Source organism: Chryseobacterium sp. FP211-J200, from assembly GCF_001643375.1.
GTDB classification, from domain to species: Bacteria; Bacteroidota; Bacteroidia; order Flavobacteriales; family Weeksellaceae; genus Epilithonimonas; species Epilithonimonas ginsengisoli.
In genome coordinates, this window is record NZ_LSHB01000056.1 from 26,105 (window position 1) to 48,564 (window position 22,460).

Annotated in this window: 22 protein-coding genes; 18 read left to right on the forward strand and 4 right to left on the reverse strand. The window is 37.1% G+C overall.

Going from position 1 to position 22,460, the window contains the following annotated elements; all coding sequences use genetic code 11:
• Positions 1 to 35 precede the first annotated feature (35 nt).
• On the reverse strand, positions 36 to 791 hold the full coding sequence (locus AXA65_RS15680; RefSeq protein WP_063971016.1) for a GIN domain-containing protein: 756 nt from the start codon (positions 789 to 791) through the stop codon (positions 36 to 38).
• Positions 792 to 815: 24 nt separating this feature from the next.
• Positions 816 to 2,057 (reverse strand): efflux RND transporter periplasmic adaptor subunit, encoded by a 1,242-nt coding sequence (locus tag AXA65_RS15685; RefSeq protein ID WP_063971017.1) that lies wholly within the window; start codon positions 2,055 to 2,057, stop codon positions 816 to 818.
• A 258-nt stretch (positions 2,058 to 2,315) separates the two neighbouring features.
• Between AXA65_RS15685 and AXA65_RS15690 the strand changes: the two genes are divergently transcribed.
• The 3 genes from AXA65_RS15690 to AXA65_RS15700 all read left to right on the forward strand — a co-directional run bounded on the left by AXA65_RS15690 (position 2,316) and on the right by AXA65_RS15700 (position 6,053).
• Positions 2,316 to 3,659 carry a sigma-54-dependent transcriptional regulator gene (locus tag AXA65_RS15690; RefSeq protein ID WP_063971018.1) on the forward strand — a complete coding sequence of 448 codons (1,344 nt, stop codon included), beginning with the start codon at positions 2,316 to 2,318 and terminating at the stop codon, positions 3,657 to 3,659.
• 83 nt (positions 3,660 to 3,742) lie between these two features.
• Positions 3,743 to 5,059, forward strand: coding sequence for a sensor histidine kinase (locus AXA65_RS15695; RefSeq protein ID WP_063971019.1), 1,317 nt, complete (start codon positions 3,743 to 3,745; stop codon positions 5,057 to 5,059).
• A gap of 154 nt (positions 5,060 to 5,213) precedes the next feature.
• Entirely contained in the window at positions 5,214 to 6,053 is an 840-nt protein-coding gene (locus tag AXA65_RS15700) for a restriction endonuclease (protein WP_063971020.1), read from the forward strand.
• A gap of 98 nt (positions 6,054 to 6,151) precedes the next feature.
• Here AXA65_RS15700 and AXA65_RS15705 read toward each other — a convergent pair whose 3' ends face one another.
• A complete protein-coding gene (locus AXA65_RS15705) occupies positions 6,152 to 6,685 on the reverse strand; it encodes a DUF4136 domain-containing protein (RefSeq protein ID WP_063971021.1) in 534 nt (177 codons plus the stop codon).
• A gap of 8 nt (positions 6,686 to 6,693) precedes the next feature.
• Positions 6,694 to 6,867: a DUF5522 domain-containing protein gene (locus AXA65_RS19955; protein WP_165569350.1), complete on the reverse strand. Its 174-nt coding sequence runs from the start codon at positions 6,865 to 6,867 to the stop codon at positions 6,694 to 6,696.
• Between the two features lie 229 nt (positions 6,868 to 7,096).
• Between AXA65_RS19955 and AXA65_RS15710 the strand changes: the two genes are divergently transcribed.
• The 15 genes from AXA65_RS15710 to hisIE all read left to right on the forward strand — a co-directional run bounded on the left by AXA65_RS15710 (position 7,097) and on the right by hisIE (position 22,437).
• Complete coding sequence (locus tag AXA65_RS15710; RefSeq protein ID WP_063971022.1) at positions 7,097 to 7,423, forward strand: hypothetical protein; 327 nt, start codon at positions 7,097 to 7,099, stop codon at positions 7,421 to 7,423.
• A gap of 147 nt (positions 7,424 to 7,570) precedes the next feature.
• Entirely contained in the window at positions 7,571 to 9,550 is a 1,980-nt protein-coding gene (locus AXA65_RS15715) for a KUP/HAK/KT family potassium transporter (protein WP_063971023.1), read from the forward strand.
• 28 nt (positions 9,551 to 9,578) lie between these two features.
• Entirely contained in the window at positions 9,579 to 10,058 is a 480-nt protein-coding gene (locus AXA65_RS15720; protein ID WP_063971024.1) for a Fur family transcriptional regulator, read from the forward strand.
• On the forward strand, positions 10,058 to 11,803 hold the full coding sequence (locus tag AXA65_RS15725) for an OstA-like protein (RefSeq protein ID WP_063971025.1): 1,746 nt from the start codon (positions 10,058 to 10,060) through the stop codon (positions 11,801 to 11,803). The genes AXA65_RS15720 and AXA65_RS15725 overlap by 1 nt, the downstream gene beginning before the upstream one ends.
• 458 nt (positions 11,804 to 12,261) lie before the next feature.
• Positions 12,262 to 13,440, forward strand: coding sequence for an aspartate aminotransferase family protein (locus AXA65_RS15730; RefSeq protein WP_063971233.1), 1,179 nt, complete (start codon positions 12,262 to 12,264; stop codon positions 13,438 to 13,440).
• A 409-nt stretch (positions 13,441 to 13,849) separates the two neighbouring features.
• On the forward strand, positions 13,850 to 14,236 hold the full coding sequence (locus AXA65_RS15735; protein ID WP_034970246.1) for an START-like domain-containing protein: 387 nt from the start codon (positions 13,850 to 13,852) through the stop codon (positions 14,234 to 14,236).
• A 49-nt stretch (positions 14,237 to 14,285) separates the two neighbouring features.
• Positions 14,286 to 15,092, forward strand: a complete 807-nt coding sequence (locus AXA65_RS15740; protein WP_063971026.1) for an aminotransferase class IV — start codon at positions 14,286 to 14,288, stop codon at positions 15,090 to 15,092.
• Between the two features lie 231 nt (positions 15,093 to 15,323).
• The gene (hisG, locus tag AXA65_RS15745; protein WP_086048247.1) at positions 15,324 to 16,181 is read left to right on the forward strand and encodes an ATP phosphoribosyltransferase; all 858 of its coding nucleotides are present in this window, start codon (positions 15,324 to 15,326) and stop codon (positions 16,179 to 16,181) included.
• On the forward strand, positions 16,181 to 17,473 hold the full coding sequence (gene hisD, locus AXA65_RS15750; RefSeq protein WP_063971234.1) for a histidinol dehydrogenase: 1,293 nt from the start codon (positions 16,181 to 16,183) through the stop codon (positions 17,471 to 17,473). Before hisG ends, hisD begins: the two co-directional genes overlap by 1 nt.
• Positions 17,463 to 18,494, forward strand: a complete 1,032-nt coding sequence (hisC, locus tag AXA65_RS15755; RefSeq protein WP_063971028.1) for a histidinol-phosphate transaminase — start codon at positions 17,463 to 17,465, stop codon at positions 18,492 to 18,494. The genes hisD and hisC overlap by 11 nt, the downstream gene beginning before the upstream one ends.
• Position 18,495: 1 nt before the next feature.
• The gene (hisB, locus tag AXA65_RS15760) at positions 18,496 to 19,629 is read left to right on the forward strand and encodes a bifunctional histidinol-phosphatase/imidazoleglycerol-phosphate dehydratase HisB (RefSeq protein WP_063971029.1); all 1,134 of its coding nucleotides are present in this window, start codon (positions 18,496 to 18,498) and stop codon (positions 19,627 to 19,629) included.
• Positions 19,626 to 20,207 (forward strand): imidazole glycerol phosphate synthase subunit HisH, encoded by a 582-nt coding sequence (hisH, locus tag AXA65_RS15765; protein ID WP_063971030.1) that lies wholly within the window; start codon positions 19,626 to 19,628, stop codon positions 20,205 to 20,207. The genes hisB and hisH overlap by 4 nt, the downstream gene beginning before the upstream one ends.
• Positions 20,208 to 20,384: 177 nt before the next feature.
• Positions 20,385 to 21,101: a 1-(5-phosphoribosyl)-5-[(5-phosphoribosylamino)methylideneamino]imidazole-4-carboxamide isomerase gene (hisA, locus tag AXA65_RS15770; RefSeq protein WP_063971031.1), complete on the forward strand. Its 717-nt coding sequence runs from the start codon at positions 20,385 to 20,387 to the stop codon at positions 21,099 to 21,101.
• Positions 21,101 to 21,853, forward strand: a complete 753-nt coding sequence (hisF, locus tag AXA65_RS15775) for an imidazole glycerol phosphate synthase subunit HisF (RefSeq protein WP_063971032.1) — start codon at positions 21,101 to 21,103, stop codon at positions 21,851 to 21,853. The genes hisA and hisF overlap by 1 nt, the downstream gene beginning before the upstream one ends.
• Complete coding sequence (gene hisIE, locus AXA65_RS15780) at positions 21,850 to 22,437, forward strand: bifunctional phosphoribosyl-AMP cyclohydrolase/phosphoribosyl-ATP diphosphatase HisIE (RefSeq protein ID WP_063971033.1); 588 nt, start codon at positions 21,850 to 21,852, stop codon at positions 22,435 to 22,437. Before hisF ends, hisIE begins: the two co-directional genes overlap by 4 nt.
• Positions 22,438 to 22,460: the final 23 nt, after the last annotated feature.

A 22,460-nucleotide genomic window follows, 5' to 3' on the forward strand; every position in this document is an offset into this window, starting at 1 on the left:
AGTTTTAATAAAAATTTATCAATAATCGATTGTAATTAAATTGAATCGATTGTCCCGCCGGAATCTCTGTCCGCAGAGAATTTGATTCCCGACAAGGTTTTGTATCTGATTTTCGCCATGGAACTTGCAGAAGCCGTGAGTTCTTTAGAAACACTTAAACTAACCGAAGAAGCCGATTCCGCAGTCACAGTTGCGACAGAAATATTAGTTTTTGTTGCTACGATTCTAGATGCGCCTTGAGAAGTGATTTTTGCGGAATCAATTTTTCCTTGAATATCAATTTTACTTCCTGATCGTGCGTTCAACACAAGATTTTCTGTATTTACAGTTCCTAAAACCGAGCCTCCGGATTGCGTGTTGATGACAATATTTTTCGCATTGGAATCGCCAAATATTTTTCCGCCACTTTCCGTAGAAAATTCCTGAATATTAAAGTTGTCTTTGATTTTCACGATAGAACCAATGCCTGCACTAACGGATTTTACATCTTTTGCGTAAATCACAATTTTGGTATTCACATTTTCCATAGGCTGATTTCTTTTATAGTCAATTTCTAATTTATTATTTGTCACATTGACTTCAACAAAACGAAGATAATTGCTCGTAATCACGACTTTTTCTTCATTTGATCTTCTTATTTCCACATCAAAAACCATCGCAGAGTCAATAGAATCAAAATGTTCCAAATTGATGGTTTTGCTTTCCAGATTTTCAGTCGGTTTTGTTGGGCTTTGTGCGTTTACAAATATCGCAGTGATAGTAATTATAATTAATAATAGTAATTTTTGCATTGTTATATTTTTTAGTTTTTTATTTTATTTTTGGATATCCAATATCTCATATTTCTTAAGTTCGGTGTAATCTGATGTGATTATAGTTTCGCCTTGTTTCAGTCCGGAAACCACTTCATAATACATTTGATTTTCTCTTCCAAGGCTGATGTTTCGTTTTTCGGCTTTGTTATTTTTCATTACAAAAATCCATTTTCCGTTCGTGTCTTTGTAGAAATTCCCTTTTGGAATCATCATACTTTGCGTGTCAGCAGACAATTTCAGCTTCACTCCGAACGTCATTCCGATTTTCAGATTCTCCGGTTTTACATTGACGAAATTAAGTTCTACTGAGAATTGTCCGTCTTTTACTTCCGGAAGAATTTTGGTAATGATGACCTCAAATTGCTTTGCATTGTTTTCCAGACTTCCTTTGATTCCGTTTGTGAGTTTATTAATGTAATATTCATCCACTTTTGCAATCAACTTGTAACCGCCCATCAAATCAACTTTTCCAATGCTTTCGCCAGTCGTCAGATTCTGTCCTAATGAAATATTAAATGACGATAATCTTCCCGAAACAGGCGACATTATCAGGAAATTATTTTTGTTGGAACGAAGGATATTCAAACTTTTTTCCATTTGATTGATGGAATTATTGATGGCAGAGAACTGAGAATTTCTCGAAGCCTTTTCGCTGGAAGCGCCTTTTTCGACAATTACTTTTCTTTGTTTCTGATAATTGAGATTTTGTAAAGCAATATCATAATCGGTTTTCTTTCCGATTTCCGCATCGTACAATCTTTTCTGAAGATTGAAGGACTGCAAAGCTGTATTGTAATCATTTTGAGATTGTAGCAATTCTTTATCCTGATTGAATTCCTGATTCTTCAGTTCCAAAAGCGAACTTCTCATCTGACTGATCTGCTGCATAATTCCAGTTTCCTGATTCAGATAATTAAATTCCGTATTTGGATTGTAAACTCTTGCGATGGGTTGTCCTTTCGTCAACATTTGTCCGTCTTCTGCAAAAATTTCTTTTACCGCACCACCTTCCAAAACGTTCACTAAAGAAGAATTAAGAGATTGCGTTTGCGCCGTAACCATCAACATATCTTCGAATTTCCCATTCGTCACCACATCAGTTTGAATATCTTCTAACTTCACATTGTACGTTTTTTTCTGATTCAGAAAGTACCATCCGAAAACTGAAACTGTCAAAGCAGAAACAACGATAATCGATATTAATTTTAGTTTAGACTTCTTTTTTACTATTTTCGTATCCATCTTTAAGATAACTTATTTACTTACAGACTATTACACAATGTAAATACCAGAGATTTATAAACTACTAACTCCCTGAAAATGTGATTAAATATATTTTAATTAATTTTAAGACTGTTCATTATCGGACACTATTTGTGCGAAAACGGACAATTTTAGTTGATAGTTAATTAGTTTTGAGTGATAGTTAATAAGTACGTTCGGACGATTGTCATCCTGAGGCTCTCGAAGGAATATTAAATAAACTTTCAAATTATAAAAATGCGAAAAAAAGAAGCACATATTTTAATTGTGGATGACGACGAGGATATTTTGTTTTCGGCGAGAATCTGGCTCAAGAAATTTTTCACGGAAGTGAGTTGTCTCAGTCAGCCGAAAAATATTCTGAAGTTTTTAGCGGAACATCAAATTGATACGGTTCTTCTCGATATGAATTTCCGGAAAGGTTTTGAAAGCGGACAAGACGGATTGTATTGGATGAAAGAAATCAAAACTTTGGAACCTCAGCTTCCAATAATTCTGATGACTGCTTACGGCGAAGTGGAATTGGCGGTTGAAGCTTTGAAAAACGGCGCCTCCGATTTTATTTTAAAACCTTGGAATAATGAAAAGCTTTATGCTTCCGTAAATCTCGCAGTCGATATTTCCAGAAAAAATAAAAAACTGAATCAATGGGAAAATGTTAGCGTAAAAACAAATCAGTATCAATTGGAAACTGCTTCTTTTGCAATGCAGGAAGTGATGGACCAAATCACGAAAGTGGCGCCGACTGACGCCAATATTTTACTTTTGGGAGAAAACGGAACTGGAAAATATGTCCTCGCAGAACACATTCACGAATTATCGGAAAGAAAAAATCAGCCATTTGTCCACATTGATTTGGGAAGTCTTTCCGAGAATCTTTTCGAAGCGGAATTATTCGGTTATAAAAAAGGAGCTTTCACCGATGCGAATCAGGATTATTCCGGGAAGATTGAAAATGCTCAGAACGGAACGGTATTTCTGGATGAAATCGCGAATCTTCCGCTTCATCTTCAAACCAAATTATTGAGTTTAATTCAAAATCGAAAATTGACTAGAATCGGAGAAAATAAAGAACGAACTTTGGACGTAAGATTTATTTTTGCAACAAATGAAAACCTTAAAAAAGCTGTTTCAGAGAATCGTTTCAGGAAAGATTTATATTACAGAATCAACACCGTTGAATTACAAATTCCTAGTCTGAGAGAGCGTTTGGAAGACATTCCAACTTTAGCCAATTATTTTTTAGAAAAGTACAAACAGAAATATCATAAATCAGATTTGGCTTTGAATGAATCTTTGATCAACGAACTCACAACGTATTCCTGGCCGGGAAATATCCGTGAACTTGACCATTGCATCGAAAGAAGCGTGATTCTTTCCAATGAGAAAAATTTGAAATTGTTAATGCCTCAAGATGAAGAATCTGATAAACCAATAGTCAATCTCAACATCGAAGAAATGGAAGAAATTCTCATCAAAAAAGCTTTGAAAAAACACCGTGGCAATATTTCTTTGGCGGCGGAAGATTTGGGATTGTCGAGAGCAGCATTGTATAGAAGAATGGAAAAATTTGAGTTGTAGAAAGTCGGAAGATGGAAGATGGAAGTTAAAAATTAGTCTTATCAAGGTTTTGAACCTTGACAAGGCTAGACAATAAAATTAAAATGAACAAGCAACAATTTATTTGGCTGTTATTTATTCTCCTGGCGATTGTCAGCGGGATTATTGCCTTTGATTTTTATTCTCAGAATAAGTGGATTAATTTCGGTTTGTTTACGATTTTGACGATTGGTTGTATTGTTTTGGCTCAAATTTCGGCTTTGACTTATGTTCAAAAAGGGGACAAGATATTATTGGCGATTCAGAAAAAAGATTTTTCATTATTTCCCAAAACTGAGGGAAATAACTTGGTTGACAGTGCTGTAAAACTCTATTATCAAAGCAAAGAAGAACATTTGTCTTTGTCATCTTACAAACTTTTGTACGAAGAAATTCTGAACCAACTGGAAATCGGATTGATGATTCTTTCTGAAAAAAATAATCAATGGGAAGTTTTTTATATGAATCCGGTTTTTCTGGAAATTCTTCAGATTCCAAAATATAATTCTTGGGATTTATATGAATCCAAAACATCAGAATTTTATAAAATCATCGAGCAAACTAATTACGAAAACTCGCAGGAATTTTTTGATATTTCCATTAATGAAAATGTGAAACAATCGTTTTCTCTTCGAACCAAAAAAGTTCAAAATGTGAAAAATCGTTTTTGCATCATCAGTTTGGAATCCGTTCAGAAAATCATTGAGCAAAAAGAAAAACTGGCGTGGAATAATTTGATGAAAGTAATTTCCCACGAACTTCTGAATACTTTAACGCCAGTTAATAGTTTGATTCAAAATCTTGAATATATTGCAAATCAGGAAATCGTTGAAAAAGAAGACCAAGAGGAAATGAAGGAAAGCTTGATGATTATTAATTCAAAATCCAAACAATTACTGAATTTCGTGGATGATTACCGACAAGTTGCTGAACTTCCAAAACCGGTTTTCAAAACCATTTCTTTGACGAATATTGTAGAATCTGCACTTAATTTCCTCAAACCAGAATTCGAAAAAAATCAGATCAAAATTATCAACTCTCTGGAAAATCAAGTGATATTCGCTGACCAGAAAATGATTGAAAGATGTCTGATCAATCTTTATCTGAACGCAATTTACGCAGTTGCCGACAACTCAGAAAAAATCATTAAAACAGAAATTAAAACTTTCAACAAAAGAATTTTATTAAGTGTTGAAGACAACGGAATCGGAATCTCCAATGAAATAAAAGACAAGATTTTCCTCCCATTTTTCACAACTAGAATCAGCGGTTCCGGAATCGGCTTAACTTTGAGCAAAAGCATTATCGAAGCACATAAAGGTTATCTTAACTATAAACCATTGGAACAAGGAAGTCGGTTTGAAATTTGGTTTGTAGAATAAACCGAAGAAAATTTTAACGCAAAGGCGCAAAAATTGATTGAAAATCATCAAATAAAAAGTCGCAAAGTTTTTATCTTCGATAAGATAATTTGCGCCTTTCAACATTATCAAAATCTAAAAAATTGCGCCTTTGCGTTAAAAACCAAACACAACTATGAAAATCAAAAATAACGCTGGCGAAATTGTAGAATTTGAAATCTCAAAACTGGAAAATTCACTTCAGAATTCCGGGGCGGATGAAAATTCTATCAAAAAAGTGATTGATAATATTTTGCCAAATTGCATCGAAGGCGTCACAACAAGAGAAATTTACAAATTGGCTTTCGACGAATTGAAGAAAGTTTCAAACTCGGTCGCAGCAAGATACAGCTTGAAAAAAGCGTTGTTGGAATTGGGACCTGCGGGATTTTATTTCGAACAGTGGATTGCAAGAGTTTTCCAAAATATCGGCTACAAAACGGAAACCGGGCAATTGATAAAAGGCCACGCCGTAACGCACGAAGCGGACGTCATCGCCAAAAAAGACGAGAAAACCTATTGGGTAGAATGCAAATTCCGAAATGCGGAAGACACGAAAATCTCCGTCACAACGCCGATGTACGTTTTGTCGAGAATCAAAGATATTTCTGAAATCAAATATAATCTATTCGGAACTCAAACCGAATTTACAGATGGCTGGCTCATCACGAACACTTATTTCACCAAAGATTCTGTGGCTTTCGGCGAATATTACGGACTCAGATTGTTGTCCTGGGATTATCCGAAAGATAAAAACATCAAAAGTCTGGTTGACCAAAATGCGCTTTACCCAGTCACTTGCCTCACAACGTTGGACGGAAAACAGAAGCAAAAACTGCTGGAGAAAAAATGTGTTTTAGTCAAAGAATTATTCAATAATCAAAATTTACTGGACGTTTTGAATTTGGATGAAGCAAGAAAATCAGAAATTCTGAAAGAAGCAAAAGAACTTCTAGTCATCAAAATTTCCGAATAAAAAACCATCTCATAAAAAATGAGATGGTTAATATAATATTTGTACAAGAAAGATAAAGTCAAAAATTTATCAGTCTATTATCTAAATGTCTTTGAAAACTATTTTCCTTTTTGTGGCGGATAATTTTTCATTATCTCAGCTACGATTTCTGGGATTTGTCTTTGTTTAGACTTCGGCGAATCCACGGAAAGTCCGCTTCCGATGCCCTGCCAAACCAATTTCTGGGTTTTCGCATCTACGATGTCCACTACGATGGTTCCGCTGTTGTAATTGTTCGTCCAGGTGTTTCCCATTCCGAAACCACCGCCCCAGCCCCAAGGTCTTCCCCAGCCGAAACCACCGCCGTACGAAGTTTGGATATCCTGTACTTTCTTATGAGACGCTTTTACATTGATGATCAAATCAGGATTCTGAGCCGACGTCAAAGTTTTTGCCTGCAATTGTTTTGATAATTCGTTCAGGACTCTGTCTTTATCGATGTCATTCAGTTTCAGGTCGTCTGTTCTCAGCAAATACGTTTTGTAGTTGGCAAAATTTGCTGTCGCAGCATAGTCAGATTTCACGTTGAAAGGGCTGCAAGAAGTCACGCCCAAAGAAACTGCTGCCAGTAATATGAAGAAATATTTTTTCATTATAGTAATTATTTAGATTTTTTAATAAATGTATCCGTCTTTTTATCGTAGCCATACGGGCAATGTCGGCATCCACTTTTACAGCAATAGCCGCGTTTCAGATGGAATTTCTCCGTGAAAACCTTGTAACCTTGCTCGTTGTAGTAGAAGTCTTCATTCTCTTTGATGTCATTTAGTTTCATAAGTTAAAAAACTGTACCAAAATTTTTATCTTTGATAGATTATTAATGAGAATTATTATGGCAGCTATTTCCGCCTTCCACTCCCGCTATTTTTTGCCCCCGTTTAACCAGCTGCAAAAAATGAGCTACGTTCAAGTCGGGCTGCGGGCTTTGTCTTCAAATCAAATTTATCCATTAAATATTAGAATTAAAATCTAATTTCTAACATCTAAACTCTAACTTCTCAGAAATGATAATCATCTGCCAAAGATTACTCAAAAATACTAAAATTTCGGGGATTACCTTGTTCCCGTTTATTTTGCTGAGGAAAAAAGAGTTGAGGCAAAACCAGAGTCTCATCAACCACGAGAAAATACATCTTCGCCAACAACTGGAACTTTTGATAATTCCGTTTTACATTTGGTATTTGTCAGAATATTACATCAAATATCTCAAATACAAAGATCCAGAACGGGCTTACCGCAACATCAGCTTCGAAAGAGAAGCTTACGAGAACGACCAAAACTTAGATTATCTCAAAACCCGGAAATTGTGGAGTTTCATTTCGTATTTGTAATTCAATAAAAAAACAAGGCTCACAACCAACTGACAATCAAGTATATCAATTGCAATAACCTCTCCAATATTACATTTTCATCAAAAAAACCTCTAAGACTATAAAATAATCTAAATTTGCAAAATTATTTTCAATAATTCTTAAATTATGTCGCAAGATAGCAGTGGTCATTTTGACCTCAAAAAACTTTCCGCAGTTGGCGTTTTGGTTTCATTAGGAATAGTTTTCGGAGACATCGGAACCTCGCCGTTGTACGTGATGAAAGCCATCATCAATGCTGGAAAATCCGGAGGAATTATTTCTGAGGAATACATCGAAGGGGCACTTTCGTGTATCATTTGGACACTTACCTTACAAACGACGATTAAATATGTTATCATCGCTTTAAAGGCCGATAACAAAGGTGAAGGTGGGATCTTATCGCTCTACTCCCTCGTCAAGCGATTCAAGAAAAAATGGCTTTACGGTGTGGCAATAATTGGTGCGGCGACTTTGGTTGCTGACAGTATTATCACGCCATCAATGACGGTAATTTCTGCGATAGAAGGTCTGGAGTTGGTATTGCACAAACCGCCTGTAGTTCCCATAACTTTAGTCATTCTGATCGTTATTTTTGTTGTTCAACAGTTTGGAACAAGCTTTATTGGAAAATTCTTCGGACCCGTAATGGTGCTTTGGTTCTTGGTTTTAGGAGGCTTTGGACTCGTACAATTGATAGAACATCCCACTGTTTTGAGGGCTTTCAATCCTTATTATGCTGTCAAATTAATATACAACTCGCCAAGTGCAATTGTCATTTTAGGAGCCGTTTTTCTTTGTACAACTGGGGCAGAAGCCTTGTATTCTGACCTTGGACATTGTGGCATCAAAAATATTCAGGCCAGTTGGATTTTCGTAAAAGCGATGTTGATTCTTAATTATCTTGGTCAAGGTGCTTGGTTACTAAGCAATTACCACGAGGTTTTTGCAGGCAAGAATCCATTTTTCGGAATTATGCCTGAGTGGTTCATTATTCCTGGCGTTGTATTGGCGACAGCAGCGGCAATCATTGCAAGTCAGGCCGTAATTACAGGCGCTTTCACAATGTTTTCGGAAGCAATGTCACTCAACTTCTGGCCAAATCAGGAAATCGAATATCCAAGTGGGATCAAAGGCCAAATGTACATCCCGAAAATCAATTGGGGACTTTTGCTGCTTTGTTTCATCGTCGTTATCTACTTCAAAGAATCCAGTAAAATGGAGGCAGCATACGGACTTTCCATTACTGTGACGATGTTGATGACAACCATTCTTCTAATTTTCTGGTTTCTCAAAACAAGAACCAATAAAATCTGGATTGCGATTTTCGCTTTAACTTATATTGTCATCGAAGGTGGATTTTTCAGTGCCAACATCATCAAATTCTTTGACGGCGGTTGGATGTCTGTCATACTTGCAGGATTCATCGGAATCTGTATGTATGCCTGGTACAACGGTAGAATTATCAAAACAACTTTCATCAAATTTGTAAAACTTGAAAAATATATCTCCACGATAAAAGATATGAAGTTGGATGAAACAATTCCAAAATATGCGACCAATCTTGCCTTCATCAGCCGTGCAAAAAGAGACGACGAGGTAGAATCAAAAATCATCTACTCCATCATCAGAGCACAACCGAAAAGGGCTGACCATTATTTCATTCTGAATATCGTTAACCAAGAAGATCCTTACAGTTTCAAATATAATGTCGAGGAAATCCTACCTGGAACAATCTATAAAATCAGTTTCTTGTTAGGTTTCAAAAGAGACCGAAGAATCAACGACTATTTCCAGCAAGTTTTGTCAGAGATGATGGAAGAAGGCACAATCCCTTCCAGAAGTTCTCATCCATCACTTAGAACGCATAATATTCCGCCGGATCTCAAATTTGTTATTATCGATAATGTTTACATCAACGATTTCTTATTGACAATTCGTGACAAGATCATTCTTAACATCTATAATTTTGTGAAGAAACTGGGCAGCAATGATTTCACAGCCTATGGTGTTGCAAGTCACAATGTAGTAGTAGAATCTGCGCCACTACTTGACCAGCAGATCAAAACAGAGAAGATAGAAAGAGTCGAAGGCAAGCATTTTGATTAATCAGAAAAAAAATCGCTAATTTTGTAAGATGGATACGAAACAAAAAGAGTTGAATATCGCAACTATAAAAGATGTTCTAAGGCAATACCTTATGGATAAAGGCTTCCGCAACACGCCAGAGCGTTATACCATCTTGGAAGAGATCTACAATATGGAACATCACTTCAACGTGGACGATCTTTATCTTCTGATGATGCAGAAAAAATACCACGTGAGCAAAGCTACGATCTACAATACGATCGAGATCTTCCTGGATGCAGGTCTAATAAGAAAGCACCAGTTCGGGGAAAAAACATTGAGCACATCGTCTTACGAAAAATCTTATTTCGATAAGCAACACGACCATTTGGTGATCTACAAAGAAGACTCAGATAAAATAATTGAGGAGATCATAGAATTTTGTGACCCAAGGATCCAAGGCATCAAAGACTCGATTGAAAAAGCATTTGGTGTAAGTATTGATACGCATTCCCTGTACTTCTACGGACACAAGAAGTCTGAAAATTAATGAAGAAAGTCTTTCTTTTAATATTACTTTTAGTTGTTGTAAGAATCTTTTCACAAGTTACGCCAACCCAAAATACAGGTTTGGTCAAAGATCCTTTTTTCAACAATTCCAAACCAAATACGGAAGCCTCAAAGAAAGTTCAGCATAAACATTCTGATGTTTTTGGTATCAAACAGGACAAGTACGAAGGCAATCCTGTTTTCTCAGGCAACGTCGTATTTGAACATCAAGGTTCTGTCCTTACAGCTGATGAAGTTGTTCTGTATCAAAAAGAAAATTTTCTGAAAGCCATCGGAAATGTAGTCCTTACAACAGCGGACGGAAGTAAAATTATCGCAGAAGAGATGGAATATGATGGTAATACAGAACGCGGGATAGCTAGAAGAAACGTTGTCCTTACCGATCCGAAACAGACCATCAAAACAGAAACCCTCTATTACGACAAGATCCCAAACACCGCTTACTTCAACACTGGCGGAACAATCTACAGCAATGACGGAAGTGTGATGTACACTAAAGCGGCAACGTATTATCTCAACACCAAGATGATCGATTTCATCGGTCGTTCCAACATCGAAACTGACAAGTACACAATTGTAAGTGATAACATCAAAACCAATCAAGTTACGGGTGTTTCAGACTTCTTTGGTCCAACAACCATTAGAGATAAAGCCAATCTAAGAAACTACGTTTACACAGAATTAGGAACTAATAATTCCAAGACCGGCGAATCTTTCCTTAACAAAAATTCCAGGATCCATTACAACGATAAAATTCTCACTGGAGACAAACTCTACTTCAACAGAAACACAGGTTTCGGAAAAGGAAACGGCAACGTAATGCTCGAAGATCCGAAAGAAAAACGTTTCATCAAAGGTGGTTACGGCGAGATCTATGAGAAAAAAGATTCTGCAATGGTAACAGACAAACCTTACGCTGTGAAAATTCTAACCAAAGATTCGGTTTATATTTCTGCAGAAAAATTCCTGACCTATCAAAAACCTGATTCTGCAAATGCACTCAAGAAAAAAAGTTTTCTGAGAGCCTTTAAAAAAGTGAGGATCTATAAGACGAATATGCAAGGCCGTTCCGATTCATTAAGTTTCAATGAGACCGATGGCGAGATGCACCTGATCAGAAAACCGATCCTTTGGATGGGCGTGAAACAAGTCACTGGCGATGAGATCCGCGTATACAGCAATCCTGAAAAAGAGATCACAGATTCCATCCGGGTTTTAGGAAATGCCTTCGCGATCAGCAAAGTAGACTCACTGAATATGAAAGACGAATTCCACCAGATCAAGAGCAAGAATATGATCGTCTATCTAAAGGACAATGCAATCGATGTTGCAAAAGCAGTTGGAAATGCCCAAGCCATCAATTACGCCGATGACGAAAATGAGAAGACGCACGAGATCACGAGAATTGGGGTCGCCTTGTCCACTTGCGGCGAGATCGCAGCACAGTTTTTGGAGCGCCGTCTGGAAGTTGTAGATTGTAATATTGGTGCCAATACGGACACTTATCCTATGAGCAAGATCTCCAAAGACGAACGTTTTTTCAAAGATTTCAACTGGAATACCAAAGACCGGCCGCAGAAATGGCGCGACATTTTCCTGGACACACCAAACTATCCTGAAACCGTTTATCAATCAGACAATTCCCTCTTTGAACGAGCTGACGCCGAACGCAAAAAACTCGAAGAAAAGAACAAACCGAAAGTGCCAATTCGGGTAAAGAAGTAATTTTATTTGGGCGCCTTTATCCGCCTTCCGTTCCCGCTATTTTTGCCTTCCCTAAAACCAGCCACAAAAAATGAGCTCCACTCAAGTCGGGGCGCGCTTCGCCAAGATTGAAATTTTTGTCGATATTTTTCACAAGAAAATAAGAATTTCACGAACTTTGCAGGAGTTTTTTAGTTGCAATAATTTTAATTTAAATCTCCATACTCCATCAAATGCATAACCTAAATTCAAAAATAATTTTAAAGTCTTTTTTAGGAAAAACAAAGGCGAATAAAAATTATAATGATGGTGAAAACTATTGGATTCTAATTGGCGAAACAGGAGAAATTATTGAAATTGAAGAAACAAGACTATTGATTCTGTTCGACAAGAATTTAGATTCTTTAGGCCTTATCAATCACAATCCTATAAAAAACTCTTTATGGATTTCAAAATCTGATGTAGAAATAATTACAAATATGAACGAAGATTTTTTCAAATACCAAGCCCAAACAACACCTTATGCCGCAGGTTTCGAAGTGGAAAAAGCAGAAGGAAGCTATATCTACGGCAAAAACGGAATCGCTTATCTGGACTTTGTAGCCGGCGTTTCTGCGAACACATTGGGACATTCGCATCCAAAAGTTGTGAACGCCATCAAAGAACAGGCAGACAAATATCTTCACGTGATGGTTTACGGCGAATATGCTCAGGAAAAACCAGTCGCGCTTTGCAAACTTTTGTCAGAAGCAACGCCTGAACCTTTGGAAGTGACATATCTTGTCAACTCTGGCGCAGAAGCCATAGACGGCAGTTTGAAATTGGCAAAACGTTATACAGGAAGAGAAGAAATCATTGCATTCAAAGAAGCTTATCACGGGAACACGCACGGCGCACTTTCTGTTGCTGGAAACGAAGTTCACAAAAGAGAATTCCGTCCGTTGTTGCCGATGGTCAATTTCATCGAGTTCAATAATGAGAATGATTTTGATAAAATCACGGAGAAAACGGCTTGCGTGATTGTGGAAACCATCCAAGGAGCGGCAGGTTTCATTATGCCAAAAGATAATTACTTCATCAATCTGAAAAAGAGATGTGAAGAAGTTGGTACGTTGTTGATTCTTGATGAGATCCAACCTGGTTTTGGACGTACAGGAAAACTGTTTGCATTTGAACATTTTGGGATTGTTCCGGATATTCTTGTGATGGGAAAAGGAATGGGCGGCGGCGTTCCGGTTGGTGCTTTTATGAGTTCTAAGGAAATTATGACCAGCCTTTCACACTCGCCGAAGTTGGGACACATCACGACTTTTGGTGGAAATCCGTTGATTGCAGCGGCCTCTCTTGCAACTTTGAAAGAAGTTCTGGAAAGTGAATTGATGAACGAAACCGACAAAAAAGAAAAGCTCTTCCGAGAATTGCTAGTCCATCCTAAAATCAAAAATGTGAACGGAAAAGGTTTGATGTTGGCGGTGAATCTTGGAAGTCCGGAATATACTTTGAAAGTAGCTTCCAGATGTATGGAAAAAGGATTGATTGTCTTTTGGCAACTTTACCGAAATGAATATATGCGAATTTCTCCGCCTTTGACCATATCAGAAGATGAAATCCGAAAAGGTTGTGCAATCATCTTGGAAGCTTTGAATGAAGTGAAATAGACTTTTACCAACATTCTATTTTAACATCCAGTTTGTCATTCTGTAGGAATCTCGACAGCGAAATTAGATTGACTTCGTCGAACCACTCTGTTAGGTTTCCTCCGGAATGACAAAAGTTCGTTTTTACCTTGACTTGTGATTTGTACTGAAAATTGCAGCCCGACTTGAGCGGAAATCCTTTTTTGCGTGTACTCGAGTTCAACTTAACGGAAATCTTGAGCAAAAAAGATTGGGAGCGGAAGGCGGATAAAGCTGCCCAAATAATCCTTGTAATGCACCTTTCCCGACTGTTTGAAATCAGCTAATAAAAATCATACATTATTTCTATAAAAATTTTGAATTTCCATAGACATTTTGATTTGGAAATAAAAAATTAATTTATATATTGCGCCACAATTAGAATTTGAATATGGCGAAAACGAAAGTGCAGTACGAATACAATATGCATTGTCTCTCAGAGATTTTGTACGAGTATTTGGCGAGTGCAGAAGGATTATCAGAATGGTTTGCGGAAGATGTGGTGGAGCGTGGAGACGATTTTTTCTTCAGCTGGGGAAGTGGTCCTGCTGAAAAAGCGACGCTTATCAGATATAAGCCGGAAAGCTTTGTGCGTTTCCGTTGGGAAGAGGACGAAGGTTCCAAATATTTCTTCGAACTTTCTATCGTTATAGACGAGATCACAGACGACCTTTCTCTTAACATCACAGACTTTTGCGAGCCTGGCGATGAGGAGGAAAACAGACTCTATTGGGAAAACCTGATAGAAAATCTACAGTTAAAATTAGGAGCTTCTTAAAAATAATGGATGAACGATTTTATCGTTCATTATTTTTTTATATTCTACAATGCAGAAGATAGTTTACACACAAGACAATTTACAGTTACTGAACCGTTCTTTCCTTTTTGGAGATTCGGTTTGGGTTTCATTTTTCATCCGAAACGGCCAAATTATAATGGCTGAGGAATCTTACTTTTTCCTGATGGCATCGATGCGGAAAATGAGATTGAATATTCCTTTGACTTACACGTTGGAATTTTTTCAGGATTTATTTCAAAATGAAGTTTTATCAAAAGGCGTCCAGAACGGAATCGTCCAACTGATGGCTTATAGAAAACAGGACGACAAACCGTTGGCAAAATCAGAAACGGCTTTCTTTTTCGAAGTGGATGAGACGGAAGATGTGTTGAGAATCCAGGGAAATGTAGAATTGGATTTAATTAAGGAGATCAATGTGAATGCCAATCTTTTGAGTAATATTCGCGTGCATTCTCCGGAAAATATCTATGCTCAAATCTATGCTAAGGAAAATGATTTGGACGATGTGATTCTCCTTAATCCAAACAAAAAAATTGCCAGAAGTATCTTTGGAAATCTTTTGTTTTTGCAGGATAATGTGATTAAAATACCGAAACAAACCGAAGGTGCATACATTTCACCTTTGATGGAAAACTTCGTCACTTTCATTCATAAAAATAAACTGGCTGAGATAGAAGAAGCGGAAATCATCGCTTTCGAATCTCAAAAGGCGGAAGAGATTTTGAGAATTTCGGATGAAAAAGGTGTTCATTCCGTTTCCAAAATCAGGAACAAAACCTTTGAAAACACTAGGTTTTCCGAGATGGTTCAAACGTGGGCCGAAAATTTTATTTAGTTAATTTTCCAGAAAAGTTAGATTTAATTAAAATAAGTTTTATACATTTGCTTCATCAAAATATCAAAATGACTACACAATTTATGCATCATCATCACCATTTCCTCGCACAGACGGGAAGGTAGTGATATGTCATAACTTCTAAAAATATAAACCGTCTGAGTAATCAGTCGGTTTTTTTTATTCCAAAAATTCTCCTGTCGTTTACTCGGACTTATGTCAAAATCTAAAATGAGTAAACTGAAATTAGCCTTACAAAAAAGCGGACGACTGAGCGAAAAGTCTCTGAAACTCCTCGAAGAATGCGGAATAAAAATTTCCAACGGCACCAGAAAACTGAAAGCTGTCTCTTCCAATTTTCCACTGGAAATCCTTTTCCTTCGCGACGATGATATTCCGCAATACGTGGAACAAGGCGTTGCCGATATCGGAATCCTTGGACTGAATGAAGTTCTGGAACAACAAAAACAAATCGAAACCATTCAGAAATTGGGATTTGCGCAATGCCGATTGTCTTTGGCAATTCCGAAAGAGGAAGGTTATAGCGGAATCCAATATTTTGAAAATAAAAAAATTGCAACTTCTTATCCTGAGATTCTATCAAACTATTTTCAAGAAAAAAACATCAATGCACAAATCGAAAAGATTGGTGGAAGCGTAGAAATTGCGCCGGGAATTGGACTTTCCGATGCGATTTTCGACATCATCAGTACAGGTTCTACTCTACTAACCAACGGTTTGAAGGAAGTAGAAATCGTTGTGGAAAGCGAGGCGGTTTTGGTTTCAAATAATGATCTATCCGATGATAAACAAGAAATTCTGAAAAAATTATTATTCCGAATCAATGCTGTAAAAGCAGCTTCGGAAAGCAAATATATTCTTCTGAACGCTCCCAATGAAAATGTAGAAAAAATCATCAACATTCTACCTGGTATGAAATCGCCGACAATTCTGCCATTGGCGGAAAGCGGTTGGTCATCCATCCATTCGGTGATCAAAGAAGATCAATTTTGGGAAGTTATAGAGAAGTTGAAGAATGAAGGTGCGCAAGGCATTTTAGTTTTGGAAATCGAAAAAATGATATTATGATGAAGCAGTACAAATATCCAAATATCACAGACTGGAAATCACTTTGTGAAAGGCCTTTGCAGAATCAGGAAAACCTTTCTGAGCAGGTAAAATCTGTTTTTAATGAAGTAAAAATTAAAGGCGATAAAGCATTAAAGCTCTTCACAGAAAAATTTGATGGCGTTTTTTTAAATGATTTTAAAGTTTCAGAAACAGAAATCGAAGAAGCGAAAAAATTAGTTTCTGATGAATTAAAATCTGCTATAGAAACTGCTTCCGAAAATATCCGAAAATTTCACATTTCTCAACAAGAAGAGAAAAAAATCGTTGAAACAACGGAAGGTGTTTTTTGCTGGCGAGAAAGCCGAGCGATTGAAAATATTGGAATTTATATTCCTGGTGGAACAGCGCCTCTGTTTTCTACGGTTTTGATGCTGGGAATTCCAGCGAACATTGCAGGCTGTAAAAATATTACACTTTGTTCGCCACCCGATGAAAATGGAAAAATCAATCCTGCTATTTTGTTCGCAGCAGATTTGGTTGGGATTAAAAACATTTTTAAAGTTGGTGGGAGTCAAGCGATTGCAGCTTTAAGTTTTGGGACAGAAACCATTACGAAAGTTGATAAGATTTTTGGGCCAGGAAATCAATACGTGACTTTTGCGAAACAATTGGCGCTCAATTACAATGTTGCCATCGACATTCCGGCTGGTCCAAGTGAGGTTTTGGTGATTGCTGATGAAAGTTCAATTCCTTCTTTCGTAGCGTCGGATTTATTGTCACAGGCGGAACACGGAACCGATTCTCAAGTGATTTTATTGAGTGATTCTGAAACTATTATTAATGAAATTAATGTCGAAATCGATAGACAACTAAAAGAATTACCGCGTAACGAAATCGCTGAAATTGCATTACAAAACAGCAAATCAATTTTGTTGAATTCAATTGACGAAGCCATTGAATTTTCTAATTTTTATGCGCCGGAACATTTGATTTTATCAATAGAAAACGCTGAAAACTTTACTGGAAAAATAACAAATGCAGGTTCAGTTTTCCTTGGAAATTACAGTCCGGAAAGTGCAGGCGATTATGCTTCTGGAACCAATCACACTTTGCCGACAAATGGTTTTGCCAAAAATTACAGTGGTGTTTCTCTGGATAGTTTTGTAAAGAAAATCACTTTTCAAAATATCACAAAGAATGGAATTAAAAACATTGGAAAAACCATCGAATTAATGGCTGAAGCCGAAGAATTAATCGCTCACAAAAATGCAGTTTCTGTCAGATTAAAATATTTAGAAAATGAAAATTGATATTCAAAATTTAGTTCGAAAAAATATTCTTGAGTTAAAACCTTATTCATCCGCAAGAGATGAATTTGAAGGTGAAAACGGCATTTTTCTGGACGCCAATGAAAATCCTTTCGGAGAATTGAACCGTTATCCAGACCCTTATCAGAGGAAAATAAAGGAAAAACTAAGCGAACTTAATCAGATTTCTGCTCACAATATTTTCCTAGGAAATGGAAGCGATGAAGTCATCGACTTGGCTTTCAGAATATTTTGTGAGCCTGGAAAAGATAAAGTCTTGACGTTTTCGCCAACTTATGGAATGTACGAAGTTTCCGCTAACATTAATAATGTAGAACTCGTTAATCTTGACTTGAACGAGGATTTTCAAATTGATTTGGAAACTTTAAAACCTTATTTGAACGACGAGAATCTAAAAATTATCTTCATTTGCTCTCCAAACAATCCGACAGGAAATTCAATCAAAAATATCAAATACATTCTTGAGAACTTCAACGGAATTGTCTTCATTGACGAAGCTTACATTGATTTCAGTCCGGAAGAAAGTTTTAGAAATCAAATAAAAAAATATCCCAATCTCATCGTCAGTCAGACTTTCAGCAAAGCCTGGGGAATGGCTTCTGTTCGGGTTGGAATTGCTTATGCTTCGGATGAAATTATCAGATTTTACAACAAGACAAAACCGCCTTACAACATCAGTCAGCTTAATCAAAATGCAGTTCTTGATGCTTTGAATGATGAAAATATTAAACTCATTCAAGATAATATCAAACTGATTTTGAATGAAAAAAAACTTTTGATTGAAAATTTAGAACAACTGGAATTGGTTAAGAAAATTTATCCTACTGATGCTAATTTTGTTTTGATAGAAGTTGGAAATGCAGATTTGATTTATAAAAAATTAGTAGAAGAAAATGTGATTATCAGAAACCGAAATTCAGTCATCAAAAATTGTTTGAGAATTACAGTTGGTTCTCCTGAAGAAAATTTAAAACTAATAGAAGACTTAAAATCAATTACTTAAAATGAAAAAACTATTATTCATAGACCGCGACGGAACTTTGGTTCTCGAACCCGAAGATTATCAGGTTGATTCTTTTCAGAAACTAAAATTTTATCCGCAGGTTTTCAAATACCTTTCAAAAATCGTGAACGAATTGGATTACGAATTGGTAATGGTGACCAATCAGGACGGTTTGGGAACAGATTCTCATCCGGAAGAAAACTTTTGGACGATTCAAAATTTTATCATTGATACATTTGAAAGTCAGGACATCAGATTCGAAGACGTTTTCATTGATAAAACCTTCGCCAAAGACAATGCGCCCACTAGAAAACCAAACACTGGACTTCTGACCAAATATTTTGATAAAGAAATTTACGATTTAGAAAATTCTTTCGTTATCGGTGACCGAATTACCGACGTGAAACTGGCAAAAAACCTCAATTCAAAAGCGATTTTCATTGATAATGACGAGAATCTTGGCGCTGATGAGATTTTAGAAAATGATGAACTCGAAGCTGTAATTGGTTTAAAAACTACTTCCTGGAAAGAGATCTATGAATTCTTGAAACTCGAAAATAGAGCCGCAGAAATCATCAGAAACACCAACGAAACCAAAATAAAGATCAATCTAAACCTCGACGGAACGGGAAAATCTAATATCGAAACTGGAATTCCGTTTTTCAATCATATGCTCGACCAGATTGCAAAACACGGTCAGATGGATTTGGAAATCAAGGTGGATGGCGATTTGGAAGTGGACGAACATCACACGATTGAAGACACAGGAATTGCCCTTGGAGAGGCATTTTATCAAGCTTTAGGAAACAAATTGGGAATCGAGCGTTACGCTTTCGTTTTACCGATGGACGACTGTCTGGCGCAGGTAGCGTTGGATTTTGGCGGCCGAAACTGGATTGTTTGGGAAGCCGATTTCAAACGTGAAATGATTGGAAAAATGCCCACAGAAATGTTCTTCCATTTCTTCAAATCCTTCTCCGATTCGGCAAGAGCAAATCTCAATATCAAAGCGGAAGGCGACAACGAGCACCACAAAATAGAATCGATTTTCAAAGCCTTCGCAAAATGCCTGAAATCTGCTGTAAAGCGCGACCCAGACAAAATGATTCTCCCATCAACAAAAGGAATGTTATGAATACAGTTATCATAGACTACAAAGCCGGAAACGTGCAAAGTCTGCTTTTCGCAATAGAAAGGCTTGGTTTTTCAGCAAAGATCACGAGCAATCCAGACGAAATTTCGAATGCCGACAAAGTCATTTTTCCAGGCGTTGGAGAAGCTTCGTTTGCGATGAATTCCTTGCGGGAAAACCAACTCGATTTACTAATTCCCGAACTCAAACAGCCACTTTTGGGCATCTGTCTCGGGATGCAGTTGCTTTGCAAAGATTCGGAGGAGAGCAATACGAAAGCTTTAGGAATCTTCGATGTTTCGGTTACAAAATTTCCGGATTCTGTTTTGGTTCCGCAAATTGGATGGAATCAGATTTATGATTTGAAATCCGATCTGTTCAAAGGCATTCCTGAGCAGACTTACACGTATCTAGTTCACAGTTACTACGTTGCGAAAAACGAAAACACGATTGCGACCACAGATTATTCCGAAGCTTACAGCACGGCTTTACAAAAAGATAACTTTTTCGGTGTTCAGTTTCATCCCGAGAAAAGCGGAATTTTGGGAAGCAAAATATTAGAGAACTTTTTAAAATTATAAAAATTGACCACGTCGAACCACTGCGTTAGGTTTGGGGCGCCTTTATCCGTCCTCCACTCCCGCTTTTTTGTGCCAAGGCTTTTCCAAGGCTTACAAAAAGAGCTCCGTTCAGGCCGGGGCGCGCTTCGCAAGTATCGAAGTTTTCCCAATCAATCGAACATAAAAGTAAAATAGAAAATGAGAATCATCCCAGCAATAGACATCATCAACGGCGAATGCGTCCGGCTTTCCAAAGGCGATTACAACCAGAAAACGATTTACAATTCCAATGTTTTGGATGTTGCCAAAAACTTTGAAGCCAACGGAATACAGTTCCTGCATTTGGTAGATTTGGATGGCGCAAAGCAAAATCAAATCATCAATTATAAAATCTTAGAACAAATCTCAAACGAAACCAATCTAATCATCGATTTTGGTGGCGGTTTGAAATCCGAAAAAGACATTGAAATCGCTTTTGAAAGTGGCGCCAATCAAGTTACGCTTGGAAGTGTCGCAGTAAAAAATCCGGAATTATTCCAGTCCAGTTTTAAAAAATATGGTTCAGAAAAAATCATTTTGGGCGCTGATGCAAGAAATGAAAAGATTGCCGTTTCTGGTTGGCTGGAAGAAAGTGAAAGGAACATTTACGACTTCATCACAGAAAAAACAGAAGCCGGAATCGAGTACGTCATATCAACAGACATCGATAAAGACGGAATGTTGGAAGGTCCTTCTTTCGAATTGTATCAAAACATAATTTCTCAAAATCCCAATATAAAACTGATCGCTTCCGGTGGAATTACTTCTACTAATGATTTAGTTCAATTAAAATCATTAGGTTGTGAAGGCGCAATCATCGGGAAAGCTTTATATGAAAACAGAATTACGTTCAACGATTTAAAACCACTTATCTAATGTTAGCAAAAAGAATCATTCCGTGCCTTGACATCAAGAATGGAGAAACGGTGAAAGGCGTTAATTTTTTGGATTTGAAAGAAGTTGGAAATCCTGTGGAAATGGCTATCAAATATTCTGAGCAAGGTGCAGATGAATTGGTTTTTCTGGATATTTCCGCAACCGATGAACGAAGAAAAACTTTAATTCCATTAGTGAAAGAAATTGCGAAAAATATCAATATTCCGTTTACCGTTGGTGGCGGAATCAACGCTTTGGAAAATGTGGAAGAACTTTTGAAAAACGGCGCGGACAAAATCACAATCAATTCTGCAGCATTATCGAATCCAAAATTGATAAGTGAAGTTGCTAAACGGTTTGGCTCACAATGTATGGTTTTGGCGATTGATACCAAATTCGTTGGAAATCAACACAAAGTTTTCAGCAACGGCGGAAAAATCGAAACTGAAAAAGAATTGTTTTCCTGGGCGAAAGAAGTCGAGAATCTAGGAGCAGGAGAAATCCTTTTAACATCAATGAATACAGACGGAACAAAAGCTGGATTCGCGATTGACATTACTAAAGAACTTTCAGCATTAATCAATATTCCAGTAATTGCTTCCGGAGGCGCAGGAACGATGCAACATTTTGAAGACGTTTTCACGGAAACCAAAGCAACTGGAGCTTTGGCGGCGAGTATTTTTCACTTCAATGAAATCGGAATTCCGGAACTTAAAAATTATTTAAAATCTAAAAACCTACCCATACGATGACTATAAAATTTGACAACAATACAGGCTTGGTTCCCGTAATCATCCAAGATTATCTTAATCTGAAAGTCCTCATGCTTGGTTATATGAATCAAGAATCTTTTGATAAAACTTTGGCAGAAAAGAAAGTCACTTTTTTTTCCCGTTCCAAAAACAGACTTTGGACTAAAGGTGAAACTTCTGGAAATTTTCTTGAGTTGATTGATTGGAAAATCGATTGCGACCAAGACGCTATCCTCATCAAAGCAAAACCTTTCGGACCAACTTGTCACAACGGAACGACGACCTGTTTTGCTGAGGAAAATGACAAAGCATTTCTTTACGAATTGCAACAAACGATCTCTGATAAAATTGATACCAATGATGAAAGTTCCTACACCAACGAGCTTTACAAAAGAGGCATCAACAAGGTGGCGCAAAAAGTGGGTGAAGAAGCTGTAGAGCTCGTAATAGAAGCGAAAGATAATAATACTGAATTATTCCTGAATGAAGCTGCAGACCTGATGTATCATTATTTGATTTTGCTGAAAGCGAAAGGTTTTACCTTGGAAGATGTGGAGCAGGTTTTGAAATCGAGAAGTAAATAAAAAAATTCCAGCTATTGCTGGAA

Bases quoted from the DNA above. Each gene is read 5' to 3' on its own strand.
- AXA65_RS15710 (WP_063971022.1), top strand. From the start codon at position 7,097: ATGATAATCATCTGCCAAAGATTACTCAAAAATACTAAAATTTCGGGG.
- hisB (WP_063971029.1), top strand. From the start codon at position 18,496: ATGAAAAAACTATTATTCATAGACCGCGACGGAACTTTGGTTCTCGAA.
- hisF (WP_063971032.1), top strand. From the start codon at position 21,101: ATGTTAGCAAAAAGAATCATTCCGTGCCTTGACATCAAGAATGGAGAA.
- AXA65_RS15720 (WP_063971024.1), top strand. From the start codon at position 9,579: ATGGATACGAAACAAAAAGAGTTGAATATCGCAACTATAAAAGATGTT.
- AXA65_RS15730 (WP_063971233.1), top strand. From the start codon at position 12,262: ATGAACGAAGATTTTTTCAAATACCAAGCCCAAACAACACCTTATGCC.
- AXA65_RS15740 (WP_063971026.1), top strand. From the start codon at position 14,286: ATGCAGAAGATAGTTTACACACAAGACAATTTACAGTTACTGAACCGT.
- hisA (WP_063971031.1), top strand. From the start codon at position 20,385: ATGAGAATCATCCCAGCAATAGACATCATCAACGGCGAATGCGTCCGG.
- hisIE (WP_063971033.1), top strand. From the start codon at position 21,850: ATGACTATAAAATTTGACAACAATACAGGCTTGGTTCCCGTAATCATC.
- hisH (WP_063971030.1), top strand. From the start codon at position 19,626: ATGAATACAGTTATCATAGACTACAAAGCCGGAAACGTGCAAAGTCTG.
- AXA65_RS15700 (WP_063971020.1), top strand. From the start codon at position 5,214: ATGAAAATCAAAAATAACGCTGGCGAAATTGTAGAATTTGAAATCTCA.
- hisC (WP_063971028.1), top strand. From the start codon at position 17,463: ATGAAAATTGATATTCAAAATTTAGTTCGAAAAAATATTCTTGAGTTA.
- AXA65_RS15685 (WP_063971017.1), bottom strand. From the start codon at position 2,057: ATGGATACGAAAATAGTAAAAAAGAAGTCTAAACTAAAATTAATATCG.
- hisG (WP_086048247.1), top strand. From the start codon at position 15,324: ATGAGTAAACTGAAATTAGCCTTACAAAAAAGCGGACGACTGAGCGAA.
- AXA65_RS15735 (WP_034970246.1), top strand. From the start codon at position 13,850: ATGGCGAAAACGAAAGTGCAGTACGAATACAATATGCATTGTCTCTCA.
- AXA65_RS15695 (WP_063971019.1), top strand. From the start codon at position 3,743: ATGAACAAGCAACAATTTATTTGGCTGTTATTTATTCTCCTGGCGATT.
- AXA65_RS15725 (WP_063971025.1), top strand. From the start codon at position 10,058: ATGAAGAAAGTCTTTCTTTTAATATTACTTTTAGTTGTTGTAAGAATC.
- AXA65_RS15680 (WP_063971016.1), bottom strand. From the start codon at position 791: ATGCAAAAATTACTATTATTAATTATAATTACTATCACTGCGATATTT.
- AXA65_RS15705 (WP_063971021.1), bottom strand. From the start codon at position 6,685: ATGAAAAAATATTTCTTCATATTACTGGCAGCAGTTTCTTTGGGCGTG.
- hisD (WP_063971234.1), top strand. From the start codon at position 16,181: ATGAAGCAGTACAAATATCCAAATATCACAGACTGGAAATCACTTTGT.
- AXA65_RS15715 (WP_063971023.1), top strand. From the start codon at position 7,571: ATGTCGCAAGATAGCAGTGGTCATTTTGACCTCAAAAAACTTTCCGCA.
- AXA65_RS15690 (WP_063971018.1), top strand. From the start codon at position 2,316: ATGCGAAAAAAAGAAGCACATATTTTAATTGTGGATGACGACGAGGAT.
- AXA65_RS19955 (WP_165569350.1), bottom strand. From the start codon at position 6,867: ATGAAACTAAATGACATCAAAGAGAATGAAGACTTCTACTACAACGAG.